Source organism: Hymenobacter seoulensis (genome assembly GCF_054780535.1).
Map to the genome: position 1 here is coordinate 1,709,741 of NZ_BAAGWD010000001.1, position 16,357 is coordinate 1,726,097.

General features: G+C 54.2%; 14 protein-coding genes. 10 read left to right on the forward strand and 4 right to left on the reverse strand.

Features of this window, described 5'->3' with window-relative positions; translation table 11 throughout:
• The first annotated feature begins 133 nt into the window (after positions 1-133).
• Positions 134-2,749, forward strand: coding sequence for an ATP-dependent Clp protease ATP-binding subunit (gene clpB, locus ACYVHC_RS07400; protein WP_460613030.1), 2,616 nt, complete (start codon positions 134-136; stop codon positions 2,747-2,749).
• 688 nt (positions 2,750-3,437) lie between these two features.
• Here the strand turns inward: clpB and ACYVHC_RS07405 are convergent.
• Positions 3,438-4,382, reverse strand: a complete 945-nt coding sequence (locus ACYVHC_RS07405; RefSeq protein WP_460613031.1) for a hypothetical protein — start codon at positions 4,380-4,382, stop codon at positions 3,438-3,440.
• Positions 4,383-4,532: 150 nt separating this feature from the next.
• On the opposite strand from ACYVHC_RS07405, the gene ACYVHC_RS07410 reads away from it, so the two are divergent.
• The 5 genes from ACYVHC_RS07410 to ACYVHC_RS07430 all read left to right on the forward strand — a co-directional run bounded on the left by ACYVHC_RS07410 (position 4,533) and on the right by ACYVHC_RS07430 (position 9,624).
• Positions 4,533-5,144, forward strand: coding sequence for a HupE/UreJ family protein (locus ACYVHC_RS07410; RefSeq protein WP_460613032.1), 612 nt, complete (start codon positions 4,533-4,535; stop codon positions 5,142-5,144).
• Positions 5,145-5,336: 192 nt separating this feature from the next.
• Positions 5,337-7,697, forward strand: coding sequence for a M1 family metallopeptidase (locus tag ACYVHC_RS07415; protein WP_460613033.1), 2,361 nt, complete (start codon positions 5,337-5,339; stop codon positions 7,695-7,697).
• A gap of 316 nt (positions 7,698-8,013) precedes the next feature.
• On the forward strand, positions 8,014-8,325 hold the full coding sequence (locus ACYVHC_RS07420; protein ID WP_460613034.1) for a hypothetical protein: 312 nt from the start codon (positions 8,014-8,016) through the stop codon (positions 8,323-8,325).
• Positions 8,326-8,519: 194 nt separating this feature from the next.
• Positions 8,520-8,894, forward strand: a complete 375-nt coding sequence (locus ACYVHC_RS07425) for a PH domain-containing protein (RefSeq protein WP_460613035.1) — start codon at positions 8,520-8,522, stop codon at positions 8,892-8,894.
• Positions 8,895-8,982: 88 nt separating this feature from the next.
• On the forward strand, positions 8,983-9,624 hold the full coding sequence (locus ACYVHC_RS07430) for a beta/alpha barrel domain-containing protein (RefSeq protein WP_460613036.1): 642 nt from the start codon (positions 8,983-8,985) through the stop codon (positions 9,622-9,624).
• A gap of 726 nt (positions 9,625-10,350) precedes the next feature.
• Here ACYVHC_RS07430 and ACYVHC_RS07435 read toward each other — a convergent pair.
• Positions 10,351-11,733: an NAD(P)/FAD-dependent oxidoreductase gene (locus ACYVHC_RS07435; RefSeq protein WP_460613037.1), complete on the reverse strand. Its 1,383-nt coding sequence runs from the start codon at positions 11,731-11,733 to the stop codon at positions 10,351-10,353.
• Between the two features lie 158 nt (positions 11,734-11,891).
• Entirely contained in the window at positions 11,892-12,575 is a 684-nt protein-coding gene (locus tag ACYVHC_RS07440; RefSeq protein WP_460613038.1) for a carboxypeptidase-like regulatory domain-containing protein, read from the reverse strand.
• A gap of 126 nt (positions 12,576-12,701) precedes the next feature.
• On the opposite strand from ACYVHC_RS07440, the gene ACYVHC_RS07445 reads away from it, so the two are divergent.
• From ACYVHC_RS07445 to ACYVHC_RS07460, 4 genes are all read left to right on the forward strand, one after another.
• Positions 12,702-13,100 carry an ArsR/SmtB family transcription factor gene (locus ACYVHC_RS07445; RefSeq protein WP_460613039.1) on the forward strand — a complete coding sequence of 133 codons (399 nt, stop codon included), beginning with the start codon at positions 12,702-12,704 and terminating at the stop codon, positions 13,098-13,100.
• Positions 13,101-13,137: 37 nt separating this feature from the next.
• Positions 13,138-13,464 (forward strand): (2Fe-2S) ferredoxin domain-containing protein, encoded by a 327-nt coding sequence (locus tag ACYVHC_RS07450; protein WP_460613040.1) that lies wholly within the window; start codon positions 13,138-13,140, stop codon positions 13,462-13,464.
• A 139-nt stretch (positions 13,465-13,603) separates the two neighbouring features.
• Entirely contained in the window at positions 13,604-14,299 is a 696-nt protein-coding gene (locus tag ACYVHC_RS07455) for a YjjG family noncanonical pyrimidine nucleotidase (RefSeq protein ID WP_460613041.1), read from the forward strand.
• A gap of 34 nt (positions 14,300-14,333) precedes the next feature.
• Entirely contained in the window at positions 14,334-14,882 is a 549-nt protein-coding gene (locus tag ACYVHC_RS07460) for a nucleoside/nucleotide kinase family protein (protein WP_460613042.1), read from the forward strand.
• 237 nt (positions 14,883-15,119) lie between these two features.
• Here the strand turns inward: ACYVHC_RS07460 and ACYVHC_RS07465 are convergent, their stop codons facing one another.
• The gene (locus tag ACYVHC_RS07465) at positions 15,120-16,250 is read right to left on the reverse strand and encodes a neutral zinc metallopeptidase (protein ID WP_460613043.1); all 1,131 of its coding nucleotides are present in this window, start codon (positions 16,248-16,250) and stop codon (positions 15,120-15,122) included.
• Between the last annotated feature and the right edge of the window lie 107 nt (positions 16,251-16,357).

Here is a 16,357-nt window from a genome sequence, read left to right on the forward strand (position 1 = left end):
AATTTTGTCACATTAAATCTAACTATTTCAACAATTATCAGCCACAAAGTCAGTAAAACATCTTCTGCACCCCGTTTGCTAGGGCACTCGTAGAACTTCTTAATCCGAAGCACCTACTAACGACCTAGCAATCATGAACTTCAATAACTATACGATCAAGGCACAGGAGGCCGTGCAGAAGGCCACCGAGATTGCCGGGGGCAACCAGCAGCAAGCCATTGAAACCGGCCACCTGCTGAAGGGCCTGTTCCAGAGCGACGAGAACGTGCTGTCGTTTCTGGCCAAGAAGCTAGGTGTGAACCTCAACATTCTCACGCCTCGCCTCGATGCTCTTGTAGCGGGTTACCCTAAAGTAAGCGGGGGCTCGCCCTACCTCTCCAACGAAGCTGCTGCCGCTCTCCAGCGCGCTACTGGCTTCCTGAAGGAGTTCGACGATGAATATGTATCGGTGGAGCACCTGCTGCTGGGGCTGCTGGGCGGTAAAGACGCCGTGGCTACCCTGATGAAAGACGCAGGATTCAACGAGAAAGACCTAAAAGCGGCCATTAAGGAGCTGCGTGGGGGCCGCAAGGTGACCTCGCAGACCGCCGAAGACCAATACCAGAGCCTCAACCGCTACTCCCGTAACCTCAACGAGCAGGTGCGTACCGGCAAGATGGACCCGGTTATCGGCCGCGATGAGGAAATTCGGCGGGTACTCCAGATTCTGAGCCGCCGCACCAAGAACAACCCCGTACTGCTCGGTGAGCCCGGCGTCGGTAAAACCGCCATTGTGGAGGGCCTGGCCCAGCGCATTGTGGCCGGCGACGTGCCCGAAAACCTCAAGGACAAAATCATTATGTCCCTGGATATGGGTCTGCTCATTGCGGGTGCCAAGTACAAGGGCGAGTTTGAGGAGCGCCTCAAGTCCGTCATCAAGGAAGTAACCGACTCCGAAGGCCAGATCATCCTGTTCATCGACGAGATGCACACCCTGATTGGTGCTGGCGGCGGTGGCGAAGGCGCCATGGACGCCGCGAACCTGCTCAAGCCTGCTCTGGCTCGCGGCGAGCTGCACTCCATCGGGGCTACTACTCTCAAGGAGTACCAGAAGTACATTGAGAAGGATAAGGCCCTAGAGCGCCGTTTCCAGGCCGTGATGGTGGATGAGCCGAGCATTGAGGACGCCATCAGCATCATGCGCGGCATTAAGGAGAAGTACGAGCTGCACCACGGCGTGCGCATCACCGACGACGCTGTAATTGCGGCCGTAGAGCTTAGCTCGCGCTACATCACCGACCGGTTCCTGCCCGACAAAGCCATCGACTTGATGGACGAGGCCGCAGCCAAGCTGCGTATCGAGCTGAACTCTATGCCTGCCGAGCTGGACGAGGTGCAGCGCCGCATTATGCAGCTGGAAATTGAGCGCGAAGCCATCCGCCGCGAAGACAACCGCGACCGGGAAGCCGTGCTCAGTAAGGAGCTCAGCGAGCTGACCGCCAAGCGCGACACGCTGAAAGCCCAGTGGGAAAATGAGAAATCGGCCCTCACCAGCATTCAGACCGAGAAGGAAAACATAGAGCGTTACAAGCTGGAAGCCGACCAAGCCGAGCGTCAGGGCGACTACGGCCGCGTGGCGGAGTTGCGCTACGGCAAGATTCAGGAAGCTGAAGCCAAGCTGAAAGCCCTGCAGGACGAAGCCAACGAGAACAAAGATGGCGGCACAATGCTGCAGGAAGTGGTGACGCAGGAGGACATTGCGGAAGTAGTGGCCAAGTGGACTGGTATTCCGGTAAGCAAAATGCTGCAGTCGGACCGCGAGAAGCTGCTGAACTTGGAGCAAGAGCTGGGCAAGCGGGTAGCGGGTCAGAGTGAGGCCATTGCGGCTATTTCGGATGCGGTGCGCCGCTCCCGGGCAGGCCTACAGGACCCTAAGCGGCCCATCGGCTCGTTTATCTTCCTGGGCACCACCGGCGTGGGTAAAACTGAGCTGGCCAAGGCCCTGGCCGAGTACCTGTTCAATGATGAGAACAGCATGGTTCGCATTGATATGAGCGAGTACCAGGAGCGCCATGCTGTGTCGCGCCTGATTGGGGCACCTCCCGGCTACGTGGGCTACGATGAAGGTGGCCAGTTGACGGAGGCCGTGCGCCGCAAGCCGTACTCCGTGATTCTGCTCGACGAAATCGAGAAGGCTCACCCCGACGTGTTCAACATCTTGCTGCAGGTGCTCGATGATGGCCGCCTCACCGACAACAAAGGCCGGGTGGCGAACTTCAAGAACACCATCATCATCATGACCTCGAACACGGGGGCTGATATCATTCAGAAGAACTTTAAAGAGCTGAATGAATACAACCACGACGAAGTGGTGGACCGCACCCGCGACGAAGTAGTGGAGCGCCTGAAGCAGCATATGCGACCCGAGTTCCTGAACCGCATCGACGAGATTGTGATGTTCCAGCCGCTCAAGCGCAAGGAGATTCGCAAGATTGTGGACATCCAGTTCAAGCAGATTCAGCACCGCCTGGAAGAAGCCGGCATCCGACTGGAGGCTACCGACGAGGTGCTGGACTTCCTCGGCGAGCAAGGCTTCGACCCGCAGTTTGGTGCTAGGCCACTCAAGCGCGTGCTGCAGCGCCTGGTGCTTAATGAGTTGTCGAAAGACATCCTCTCGGGCCGCGTAAGCAAGGATGCCGTGGTAGAAGCTGTGCTGGAAGACGGTCATCAGATCCGCTTCAACAACGTGGAGATTCCGGCCGTTGGCTAATTGCAAATGACTTACTAAAAAGCCCCGCTAACGTTACGTCGGCGGGGCTTTTTAGTAAGTCATTTATTTTTCCGTCGGTTATTTCTCACCAAGTGCACCCAGGCCGCTACGTCGGGCGGTAGAGGTTGACCTTGCTCTAAATCAGCGATAACCTTCCGCTCACGCTTACGACTAAAGCGTACCATACTTACTGTACCAAAGGCTAACGCGTTGGCCCCTAAGACCAGGTCTACTCCGGTTGTCCAGTTATCATCACGCCTGGCGATGTACGAAATAGCACTGGCCACCATAACGCCCCCGCTAACGGCCCCAACTGTGCTATATAGTCGGCCCCATTTAAAGAGCTTGTGCACCACTTGCCGGACGCTATCAAGTAAGGGAGCACGAACAGCGGTGGCGCCCGGAGAATCTACGGGGTACCAGCCGGTTACAGGCACTGTAGTTTGGGCAAAACTAGCACCGCCTAGTGCTACTACTAGGGTGAAGAGGAGGATAAGCTTTTTCATATAAACGAAGGGGAAATAGATGCATAACTAGCTGCCTCTAATATATAAACTTGCTACGATGCTTGACTAGTTACACTTTGTTGAAAGCATTAGCGAGGCATAATCTACGTTTGCAGTTTTTCCCACTCCATTTGCTGGCACAGCGCCTTGCGTAGGGAAGCTGCTTCAGCAAAATGACTTGCCTAGCGCCGACGGGCAGCTTTACGTTCCATCCTTGCGCGGTAGGTTCGTCCTGAAGCAATGTGCTTTTCTTTTAGCCGGGACCGGATAGCTGGTGGCAACGGCGCACCAGCCAAGTAACTGGCACGTAGCGCAGCAAACTTAGCATCTGAGTAAGGAGCGTTGTGCACGAACATGTATGTAAGCCCACCTGCTGTCAACAGTAGGCCAGCGGCAACTTGGCCCCCAGAAGGCTCGCTGTTTTGGGGCTGTCCATACGAAGATCCAGAACTACTGCTGGCGTCGGCCCCGGTCATGAGGCGTAACCCTGGCAACGCCAGTAGAATGGGCAGCTGCCCACCAAGGCGCTTGGCATTGAAAAACCCCTGTACAGCATCGAGTGTGTCTTGCCGAGCATCAGCCAACATTTGGGCGTGAGTAGGAACCGAGACAGAAGGCACCTGACCACTAGGTGCTACCTCTGTTGACAGCAGTGGATTCTCTTCGGAAGCAGTGCCGTGTACAGGAAGAAAATTGCCCTTCAAACGTCGGCTGATGTCAACAGGCAAGTGGCCGGTGGCGGCCAGTTCCTGCAGTATGAGCCGCTCTCGGCTTCGCCGGAACTGAATACGCTTGTTTAGTCCAATGCCAGCAAACGCAGTACCAGCTACTACCCCGGGTGTCCAGACTCCGGCGCTGGTAGACTGCTGCGCGGGTAAGATGGAGGCCAGCATGCTTACCGTACCCAGTGCTAACCACCCGATGCCACCTCCGCGCCGGCTCCGAAACAGTTCATGTACGGCCCGCGCGGTGTCGGCACGAGTCAGGAGAGGTGCTGTAACTGGCACTTGAATGGCCGATGGAGCTGAAGACCCCACAGCAGGCATTTCTTGCGCATTTGCGGTGAAAGTACTTGCGGTGAACATAATGCTGGCAAGAAACCCAGAACAGAGTACACGTGTAATCATGTAAAACGAGGTAGTAAGTAGTAAATGCAACCCACAATACTACCCCCGTTTGGTAGGGCATAAAAGTGACGTACAAAGCTTCTTAAACGAAGTATAGATTTCCTTTTTAAAACCTTATTCCAAGTAAAGAACACCTTGTAGATTTGCCCGATGCCATCTGTTTTCACTACCTACCTTCAGCTCGGGTTCCACCACATTTTCAACCTGCAGGCCTACGACCATATGGTGTTCCTGCTGGCCTTGTGCGCGCCGTATGTGCTGCAGGATTGGCGGAAGGTAGTGGCGTTGGTAACGAGCTTTACCATCGGCCACTCCATAACGCTGGCCTTAGCTACGCTGGGGGGCATAGGCTATTCGGCGAAGGCCATCGAAATGCTAATACCTGTCACGATTGTGCTGACGTGCATCCTGAACCTGGCGCAGGCTGGTAAAGCCAACGCTCGCCTCACTGACCGGCGCAAATCCACTTCCCTGCTCCTGACGCTGCCCAACTTGCTAGCTGCTGTGTTTGGCCTGATCCATGGCCTAGGGTTTTCCAGCTACCTGCGCGAACTGCTGGGCCGTCAAAGCCGACCGGTGCTGGAACTGCTGAGCTTTAACCTAGGCGTAGAGCTCGGCCAGCTGCTGATTGTGGGCATTATTCTGTTGGTGGGGTTTGTGCTGCTGCGTATCCTCAACGTTTCGCGCCGCGACTGGCTGCTGGTTACGAGCGGCGCAGCGCTGGGCATTGCCGTGGTGCTGTTGCTAGGGCAGTTGCAGTAGCCAAGTGCCCTAGCGAACCGACGGTTTGACGTTCCTGTTGGCCTAGTCATGTGGGGCCTACTAAGCAGCAATTTACTTGCAGCATTGTGCAACGCTCCGGGCCACTTGGTGTCTTTCGCGGCACGCGCGGGTAACTGCGCCATTGGTATGTATCTTCGCTTTTCCTTGCGACTTCTTTTCTCCCCTTCTTTTATGCTGAAACCTACTCTGCTGGTTGCCGGACTGGTAGCGCTGCTAGCTACACCCACGCTGGCGCAGAATACCCACTCTGGAACCGACAAATTTGCCCAGCTCGGTACGGAGCTGCCCACGCCGAACTCGTTCCGGACGGCATCGGGCGCTCCGGGCCGCGACTACTGGCAGCAGCGTGCCGACTACAACATCAAAGTCACGCTCAACGACGCCAACCAGAGCATCACGGGTACTGAGGACATTACCTACACCAACCTCTCGCCTGATAAGCTCAGCTACCTGTGGTTGCAGCTGGATGCGAACATCTACGCGCCCAACTCCATGACGACCTCGACCCAGACGGCGGAGCTGCGGAACAAGATGTCGTTTGAGGCGCTGGATTACATTAAGCGCTCCGGGTTCGATGGTTCGTTTAAGATTGACGACATCCGGATGAAGGGTGCCGGCAAGCAGCTGCCGTACACCGTGAACTACACCATGATGCGGGTGGATCTGCCGCAGGCCCTAGCCCCCAAGCAGTCGGTAACCTTCACGGTGAAGTGGCACTACACCGTGAACGACCAGAAGGCTACTGGCGGCCGCTCGGGCTACGAGTACTTCGAGCAGGACAAAAACTACCTCTACGAAATTGCCCAGTTCTATCCGCGCATGGCCGTTTATGACGACGTGAACGGCTGGCAGCACAAGCAGTTCCTGGGCCAAGGCGAATTTACCTTGCCTTTCGGCGACTACAAAGTAGCCATCACCGCTCCCGCCGACCACGTGGTAGGGGCTACCGGTACGCTCCAGAACGCCGATCAGGTACTGAGCTCTACGCAGCGCAAGCGCTTTGATGATGCCAAATCGTCCTCCAAGCCCATTGCTATTGTAACGCAGCTGGAGGCTACGAAAGCCGAGCAAGGCCGCGCCAAAGGCACTAAAACCTGGGTGTATTCGGCCAAAAATGTGCGTGACTTTGCCTGGGCTTCTTCGCGGAAGTTCATTTGGGATGCCATGGGTGTGAAAGTAGAAGGCAAGCCCGTAGTGGCTATGTCGTACTATCCCAAGGAGGCGAACCCGCTGTGGGGTCAGTACTCTACGCAGGCTGTAGCGCACACCCTGAAAACGTACTCGAAATTCACCATTCCTTACGAGTACCCCGTGGCTATTTCGGTGCACGGCCCCATTGGCGGCATGGAGTACCCGATGCTGAGCTTTAATGGCTACCGCCCTGAAGCCGACGGCACGTACTCGGCAGCCACGAAGTATGGTCTGATTTCGGTAGTTATCCACGAAGTAGGCCATAACTTCTTCCCGATGATTGTGAACTCCGATGAGCGCCAGTGGACGTGGATGGACGAAGGGCTGAACACGTTTATGCAGTACCTCACGGAGCAGGAATGGGAACGGGGCTACCCCTCGCGCCGCGGCGAACCCGCCCAGATCGTGCCCTACATGAGCATGAACCAGAACATGCAGAACGCCATCATGACCAACTCGGAGTCGGTGCTACAGCTGGGCAACAACGCTTACGGCAAGCCCGCCACGGCCCTGAACATTCTGCGCGAAACGGTAATGGGCCGCGAGCTGTTCGACTATGCGTTCAAGACCTACGCCCAGCGCTGGGCTTACAAGCACCCTACCCCCGCCGACTTCTTCCGCACCATGGAAGACGCCTCCGGCGTGGACCTCGACTGGTTCTGGCGCGGCTGGTTCTACGGCAACGAGCACACCGATATCAGCATCGAAGGTGTGCAGTGGTACAAGGTTGACTCCAAGAACCCCGACATTGAGAATGCTGCCCGCCGCGAGGAGCTGAATGCTGCTCCTAAAACCTTGTCGCAGCAGCGCAACCTGCAGGACATCAAGAAAACCCTGCTGGACGACAAGCCCGAGCTGAAGGACTTCTACAACGGCTACGACCCGCTGACTACCACCGACGCCGACAAAGCGCGCTACCAGCAGTACGTAGCCAAACTCACGCCCGAGCAGCAAGAAGTGCTCAACAAAGGCCTCAACTTCTACCAGATGAGCCTAAAGAACCTGGGTGGCCTCGTAATGCCTGTTATCGTGCAGATGACCTACGCCGATGGCACCCAGGAAGTGGTGAACATTCCGGCTGAAATCTGGCGCAAAAACAACGTAGAGGTAACCAAAGTGTTCGTGACCGAAAAGCCCGTGGCTTCGTTCACCCTCGACCCCTACCTGCAAACCGCCGATACGGACCTCTCGAACAACGGCTTCCCGCGCAAGTTGGCGCCGTCGCGCTTCGAGCTGTTCCAGCAGCAGCAGCAGCCCGCTACTAACCCCATGCAGCAGCGCAACGTGTCGTCGCAGCAGCCCAAGCAAGGCGGTGGCACTACGGGTGCCGGCGGCAACTAGCCTCCTGATATGCTCATTAAAAAAGCCTTCCTTTAATAAGGGAGGCTTTTTTATTTGTTTAACTTCCTACATTAACCCTGGCTACTCTGTTCTTACTATTTATGCTTACCGCAAATGAAATTTTTTTTTCATCGTACTCTGCCTTATTTCGACCTCCTGCAGTAGTGAATATTTTCATAAGACATCCAAACGAATTAAGAGAGATAATTTCATTTCTAACGCAACTGGAAATAACAGCTATTACACGAACAAATTTCACAAAGCAAGAATTAGAGTCAGCCAAATAGCTAACTTAACTACTATTATTCCTGATACTATGTATTTCGCGGAAGCTTTAAATTTTGAAAATGGCAATGTTTACGGCGCTGTTTACTTTAATAAAAAATGGCTCCAATATTATTACAATGATTTTGACAACTCAATAGACACTATCACTTACAAAATATTCAACCCTACTATATTGTCTAAAATAGTATTATGGGATAAAAATTATATGCAACGAACAACTTATAAAGTAGATAATTTTCATAACACTACTGGTACAGCAAACAGAGTAATTAAGAGAAAAGGCAAGCCAAGTGTTGAGCACGATTTTTTTGAAGTAGAGTATTTTGACATCACTCAATAACTTGTTACCAGGGCAGACATACCGTGAACTGCTCGCTGTATCATTAACAGCACCTGCTCAAGTGAAAGGAGATAGTAAGGAAGGTGTTTAGCTAGTGTTATGTGTCAGCCAACCTATGGTTGTGAGTGCCGTGAATTGCTTGCGTCTGGGTTTTCTTTATAGCTTGGTGCTCCTTCCATCTAATTGAAATGTTCATGGGACTTCTCGACGGATTACTCGGTAATGCCTCGCAAACCGATGCCAATGAAATTCAACTGGAGCTGAGCCAGCTGCTGGCGCCCGGTGAGCAGGTGCGCAATGCCTACGCCGTTATCCGCGATCTGATGGTGTTCACGACCAAGCGCCTCATCATGATTGATAAGCAAGGCGTAACGGGCAAAAAGCGCGAGTACCTAAGCATTCCGTACCGCAGCATCGAGCGATTTTCCATGGAAACTACCGGCCATTTTGACCTCGATGCAGAACTCAAAATTTGGGTGCGTGGCCAAACGGAGCCCATCAACAAAACCTTCCGCGGCGACAAAAACGTGTACGACGTGTACCGGGCGCTTAGTGAGTTTGCGATATAAACGGGGCTAGTAAATCGGCCGGATTAAGGCGCTGATGCGAAAACCTCCGTAAGGGAGGGTAGCTCAACCATGCTTTCTCTTTTTGCCTATGGCTCGTTTTCCAGCTGCTTACACGCTTAAACAGGCCCAGCAGCACCCACTGATTCCGGTTTTTTACCATGCGCAGGAAGCATATGCGCGCACCGTACTGGCCGCCAGCTACGCCGCCGGCGTACGCCTCTTTGAGTTTACCAACCGGGGCCCCGAGGCGCACACCATTTTTGCTAACCTGCAGCGCTTTGTAGAGTCTGATTATCCCGATTTGCTGCTCGGCGCCGGCACCATTTTCACGGCCGAAGAAGCGGGCCGCTTCATTGATGCTGGAGCTGATTTTATCATTCAGCCGATTACAAGCCCCGATGTGGCTGCCACTTGCCGCAGCCATGATTTGGCGTGGCTACCTGGCGCCCAAACCCTGAACGAAGTGTATGAGGCCCACCGTTTGGGTGCTACGTTGGTAAAGTTGTTTCCCTCAGCGTATCTCACGCCTGCTTACCTTCAAATTCTGCGCGGCCCCTTGCCCCACGTGCCCCTTATGGTGACGGGCGGCATTCAGCCCACTCACGAAAGCCTGAGCGCATGGAAAGAAGCAGGAGCTACCTGCGTTGGCCTGGATGCGCGCCTGCTGGATACTGCTGACCCTAGCCGCCTTACTGCGCAAGTGACTGAGCTACTAGGTGCCTTGCGGTAGCCAAGTTGCTGGTGGGTTATGTTCTGTTGAACTAGCAGACTCAGCAAGATGCAACCTGCCTCAGGCCTAGCGACTCTTGGGAGCATACCTCTACCCAAGAAATTATGAAGCTTACTTACTCCATTGCACTAGTTGGCTTATGTGTCCTGAGCTTTGCAAGCTGCCGCGAGGACCCCGCGCCCTCGGTAGTAGTGCCGTGCACCCGTGTGAAGATGCTAGGGCCAAGCTGCAACGGAACCCTACTTCAGATTCAGGAAGACAATAAGGGAGGTAAAACTATTACCTATCAAGGCACCCTTTACCCGAATGTAGTTGGCACTTATTCTGCGTTGCCTGACACCCTTGTTGCTGGAGACGAGCTAGTAGTTGCGCTGCGAACGGCAACGGCTACTGAAGCGACACCCCGCCCCTGCCTAGCCATCTACCAAACCTACGATGTACCGCAAATGGTGGTAGAGAGCCCACGCTGCCCAAAGTAGCTCGAGACAGATTGTACTGGGCAAACTATGCCTGAGAGACAGTAAAAAGTAAGTGACTGCAAAGTTGTTGTGATCCTCCTGATGGTCATACTGAGCGCAGCCGAAGCATGACTGGACTTGAGTTTCCAGACACAACCTAAAAGACACGCTGCTACTGTTAGGTGAAAGAACTTGCTAGTGCTACTACCACAAAAAAACACCCTAGCTCTTACGCTAGGGTGTTTTTTTATACAAACCAATTGAACAACTATCCTCCTACTACTGCCGCATTCGGGACGGGTACGGATGGATTGTACTCAGGCGTAGAGGCGTTATGCTGAGCCGTGGTTTTGCCTTTGTCATCTTTGAAATCATTGCGCTTGTAGGGCCGGATAATAAGGCGCAATGCTTTATCGGAGCTGAAGTAGCTGATGGCCCAGCCAATGAACGTAACGACTTTGTTGCGGAAGCCTACTAGGGTCATGAGGTGTACAAACAGCCAGGTAAGCCACCCGAAGAAACCGCCAAAGTGCTTGTCGCCGGGCAGGTCTACTACGGCGCGGTTACGGCCCACAATGGCCATGCTGCCTTTGTTCACGTACTTGAACGGCTTAAGTGCGTCCCCCCGCAGGAAACGCTTCAGGTTGTCGGCTAACTGCTCGGCCTGCTGAATGGCAACCGGCGCCAGCATGGGGTAGCCGCGCGGCATTTCCTCGGTCACCATGTTGGCCACATCACCGATGGCATAGATGTTTTTGGCGCCCATCACGCGGTTCACTGTATCCACGTTGATGCGCTTGTTGCGGGCTACTACTTCCTCGGGCAGGCCTTCTACGGCCGCGCCGTTCACACCGGCCGCCCAAATCAGGTTTTCGCTCCGGATGAATTCGGTGTCGGAGTAGAATAGTTTTCCATCCTCGAAGCGCTTGGCCTGGGTATTGAGGCGCACGTGAATGCCCATTTCCTCCAGGTATTTCTTGGCTTTCACCTGCGAGTCCTTCGACATCGGCCCCAGCACTTCGCCACCTGATTCCACCAAGTAAATTTCCATCTGTTTCAGGTCCAGCTCGGGGTAGTCCTGGGGCAGCACGTCTTTGCGCATCTCAGCTAGTGAGCCACATATTTCAACACCCGTAGGGCCGCCGCCTACCACTACCACATTCAGTAAGGCCTGGCGCTGGGCGGGGTCTTCGGTGAGCAGGGCTTTCTCGAAATTCTGAAACAGGTAGCTCCGCAGGTTCAGGGCATTTGGCACGCTCTTAATCTGCATGGAGTTGCGCTCAATGCTTTCCAACCCGAAGTAGTTGGTAAGCGAGCCGGTGGCAATCACCAAGTGGTTGTAGTGGATGTCGCCGATGTTGGTTACCACAGTGTTGCGCTCGGCCTCAATGCGCTGCACATCTGCCATGCGAAAAAAGAAGTTGGTCTGGCCCGCAAAAATCTTTCGGATAGGATACGCAATACTGTCGGCCTCCAAGGCGCCGGTGGCTACCTGGTACAGCAGGGGCTGGAAGTTGTGGTAGTTGTTGCGGTCGATGACAACCACCTGCACGGGGGAATCGGCTAGGTCTTTGGCCAGCCGCAACCCCGCAAAGCCGCAGCCAATGATAACAACGCGCGGCTGAGAGGTAACCGGAAGATTGGTATCCATAATCGGTATCAGAAGGTGATGGGACAGGACGAGACCAACCCCAGGCGACAGTGCCAAAATCCTGTACCGAAAAAGCAGGGCTGAGGTTATAAAAAAAGCCCACCACGCTGGCCCGAAGGCAGCGTGGCGGGCACAAGCGGTTTGGCGCGCGAAAAGGGCTAGTAGTCTACCCCTTCTTTTTTCTTGAACTCCCCGTCTTTCACCTGCTTGATAAGCTGAAGCCAGCTGAAAGGGTTGAGCAACGGGTTGTTGGTAGCCGGGGTGGCCCCGAAGCCCATGCGCCGCTGCTGATCGTACTGCTGGTTTTGCATGGCCTGGCGGTAGTTGCCCATGCTGGAGGCCGGCAGCGTGTTGAACATGCGGCGCATCACCTGCTCGTTGAGCTTTTCGGCGGCGGTCCGGTCTTGCTCAGCGGGGGCCTTCATGGCCAGGAAGGCTTCTTTAAAGGCCTTTTCGGTGGCATACGGGAAGATGCGTACTTCCGGCAGTATAGTAGCATCTTCCTTCAGGTTCACGATGACAGAGTAGCTCTGGCGCTGATAATCAGGCGGAATAACCACGTACTGATTGCGGTAGCCCAAACTCCGGATAACTATACTGTCGCCGGCCAACACGGGCAGGGAGAAGTAGCCGTAGGGGTTGGAAATGGTGCCGCGTCCGGCTTTGGGCACGAAGATGGCGGCACCCTGCACACCCAGCAAGGAGTCGCCGGAGGCCACAATGCCGGTAAACTGCACCACTTTGCGCTGGCCTTGCGCCTGCACCCGACCGGGAGCTAGCAGCAACGCTACCAGCAAAAACCCTAGCAGGGCCGGCAAAAAAGAAACATGAATTCGAGCCACAGCAGACATACAAGGCATTACAGACGACAAAGATACGGCACTTTCGGGGGCCGCTGGTGGGTTTAACCTAAATTCGGGCCTAGCCACTTTGGTTCAGCTTCCTCAATTTCCCGCTTTCGTCTAAAGATGCGCCTCAAACACTTTACCGTTGCATTCGGCCAGCAACTATTCAAAGCCCTCGGCGATGAAAGCCGCGTGCGCATCCTGCATTTGCTGTGGCGCAACCAGGAAATGTGCATTTCTGACCTCGAGCAGGTGCTTGACTTCACCCAGACCAAAACCTCCCGGCAACTAGCGTACCTGAAAAATGCGGGCCTCGTAAACTTCAAGCGCCTTGATAATTGGGTATTTTATTTCATCAAAGACGAAGCGCAGGATTTTCTGAACCAACTGCTGAGCTACATGGAGCGCGACCCACAGTTGGTGCACGACCAGAAGATTTACCAAACGCTCTGGTCGAATCGGGAGCTGGCGGCGTATAAGCTGCAAAACCGCCGCTGGACCGGCAGCCCCGAGCCGCGCTGAGTTGGCTAGGTCTCCTCTCCTGCTTAACCCCAATTCTGTGAAGTCTGTCGCCGTTACCCGCCTGTTCGTTTGCACCGCCCAAAAAAATGAAGTGGGCAAAGACGTAGCCCGGGCCCTGAAACTCGAGCTGAAAAAACAAGGCCTAAAAAGCCTGCTGCTAGGGGGTGAAAAACGCAAAACCCGCGTGCAAACCTGCAACTGCCTCGACCTATGTAAGCATTGCAAAAAAGGCTCTGGCGCAGCGCTCATCATCTACCCCGAAGGCACCGTGTACGGCGACGTAAAGCCCAAAGACGCCGCCGAAATTGTACACGAACACTTGGGCGAGGGCCGGGTTGTAAAGAGACTAGTGCTAGAAAGTTAAGTATTCATCTCAACTACCCTTACGCTACCTTATTCCCGCTCAAACAGGCGGCACCTAGGCGGCGCTTCTGCCGTTCGTTGCAGCGGTTTAGCTTGCCCCAGCACCTAGTATATCATCCTTCCTCTGACCTACTCGTCTCTTGAAATACCGTCATCTTTTTTTTGATCTGGATCATACGCTTTGGGACTTTGAAACCAACGCCGATGAAACCCTGCGCCACCTCTACGATTTGCACAAGCTAGAGCGCCACCGTGCCTTCACCGTGGAGCAGTTTATTCAGGTCTATTCTGACATTAACCACGGCTTGTGGCGCCTGTACCAGGGCGGCAAGATCACGCAGGAGCAGCTGCGGGCCACCCGTTTCCCGCGCACCTTCGTGAAGCTAGGCCTCACGGAGGCCGACTCTCCGGCCAACATCTCCTCGGAGTTTACTGATTTGCTGCCGCTGAAAACGGCCGTGTTTCCGCACACCTACGAGGTGCTGGATTACCTGCGCGACAAAGGCTACGAGCTGCACCTGATTACCAACGGCTTCCGAGACATTCAGTACGTCAAACTCAACTCCTCGAAGCTGACTGATTACTTCCAGGAAATTGTGACCTCGGAGTGCTGCGGCCATCTTAAGCCCGATACCCGCATTTTTCAGCACGCCTTGGAGCGTACCGGCGCCACCGCCCCAGAAAGCCTTATGATTGGCGACAACCTGGAGTGCGACGTGCTGGGCGCCTACAACGCTGGCCTCGACCAGGTGTATTTTAACCCCGACAAGCGCCGCCACTTCAACGAAATAACCTACGAAATCAGCTGCCTCAGCGAACTGAAGGACATTTTGTAGGTATAGCCAGCCGGAACTCCCGACCTTTGCCGCTATGATACACCTAGTAGGTCTTTCGGGGAAGCGCGGCAGCGGCAAAGACACCGTGGCGCGGCTGCTTCAGCAGCTGCAACCGGAGCGCCAGTGGTACATTCGCTCTTTTGGTGATGCCATTAAAGCCGTGTGTGCTGCCCTGGCGGGCGAAGAAGTAGCGCCCTATTACTCGCAGCGTGGCAAAACGGAGCTGCTGCCTGCATTCGGGCGTACGCGCGGCGAAATGCTCCAGCAGGTGGGCCAGGCCATGCGCCTATGGGAGCCGGATATCTGGATTCAGGCTTTCTTCTCGCGCCTTCCGCCCAACGCATTTGTGCTGGTGCCTGATGTACGCTTTCCTGGCGAGGCCGACCTCATTCGGCAGCACGGTGGTCTGATGCTGCGCGTGGAAGGCGACCCGCTGCGCCAGCGCGGCGACGGCACCCGCGACGACAACCACCCCAGCGAAACTGCCCTCGATACATACCCGGATTTTGCCCTCACTATCCATAACTCTGGCTCCCTATCAGACCTAGAGCGGCAAGTGCGCGAGCTAATGCAGCGGCTGTAAACAATACTTGCGGAAAAGTACACCCTCCTAATACGCTAAACTGGCCCGTCTCACTCAGCGGTTATTTTGCTAGGCATCAGGTACTGCTAGAGTGCGCCAGCCACTAGTGTTTTGCTCTTCTACTCGCTTTCGGTAAGGGTTGCGCTTCAGCCAGATGTGCTACCTAGTACTTAACAAAAGGAAAAGAGGACGAATTAATAATTCGTCCTCTTTTCCTTTTGTCACTTGGCTCACGCTCTATTGAGTTACCAGTTGCGGCAATTTTGCTTCAAATAAGGCCGTGAATTGCTGGCTTGAGAGAATGTGTCCTTGTTTCTGGGCATCATTTGCAATGCTATATCCCCATGCCGCGGCGGCCATGCGCTGAGTAGGCGTGCCATGGTGGCCATTGCTTGTAAAGCTGCAGTCGCCGATGTTAAAGAATACCTGCAGGAATTGCTGTACTCTTTTCCACTGCATAGCAGCTCCTCGTGCATGAGAAAGGTAATAGGCAGAGTAAGCATCCGCCATCAACTCAGTTCGGCGGGTAGCTTCCGGAGAAGACACTTTGCCAAATAAGTTTAGCTGAAACTGGATTTGGTGCCCGAACTCGTGGGCTAAGATTGCCTGAGGAGCTACATCGTCGAAACCGATGGCCGTGTAGGCTTCCATAATACCATCTCCCATAATAATTTTATTAGGGATGGTACCGTAAGGAGGAAAGTTGAAGCCTTTCAGTGCGAAGGCATTGAAAGTGAAGATCGGATGGTTGCCATTCCTTAGCTCCGGCAAAGCGTCAAGAAGCACTAAAACAAAATCAGCATAATACGCTGCCGAAGCATCATCCAGGCCATATACTGCTTTGTATGTTCTGATAATTTTGCTGCGGTCTTGCAGCATGCTGCCATGCATAGCAGCCAGCACCATGTCGCTGGTCTGAATGTTCCAGAAGCGCCGCAAGTCTTTAAATGCCTTGGTCAGCGGCTGAGTGTACTCTCCCTTTACGCCAAAATACTGGTTTTCAGAGCTGTTTTCGAATACATAAGCATCATATGTAGGCAAATCAAACATTGCCGTGAAATCAGCATAGTAGAATGCATCAGCCGACCAATCTGCTAGTTGCTCATTCAGCCACAGATTTATTGAAGTATTTCTGCTACAGGGCGTTGGCTGCAAAGCCAATGCGCGCAGCACCATATCCCGGTGTTGCGGATCGGTTGTGAGAACCAACGAGGCATTGGGTGTGGGCTTCGCTAGCGTTGGTGCCGACAACTGAGCAGATTGTTTGGTAGCAACAGGTTTAACTTCGCTTTCAATTTCCTTCTGACAGCCAGTTGTTAGGACGGTGGAGAAGGTAAGTAATGCTAGTGCGCGTTTAAACTGCTTCATACAGAGACGATTAGTGTGGAGGAAGGTGGAATGAAATGAAGGTGCAATCAGAGTTCCGTCATGCCTTGTATCTACAACAGCATTCAGAACGCGGTATTATATTGTCC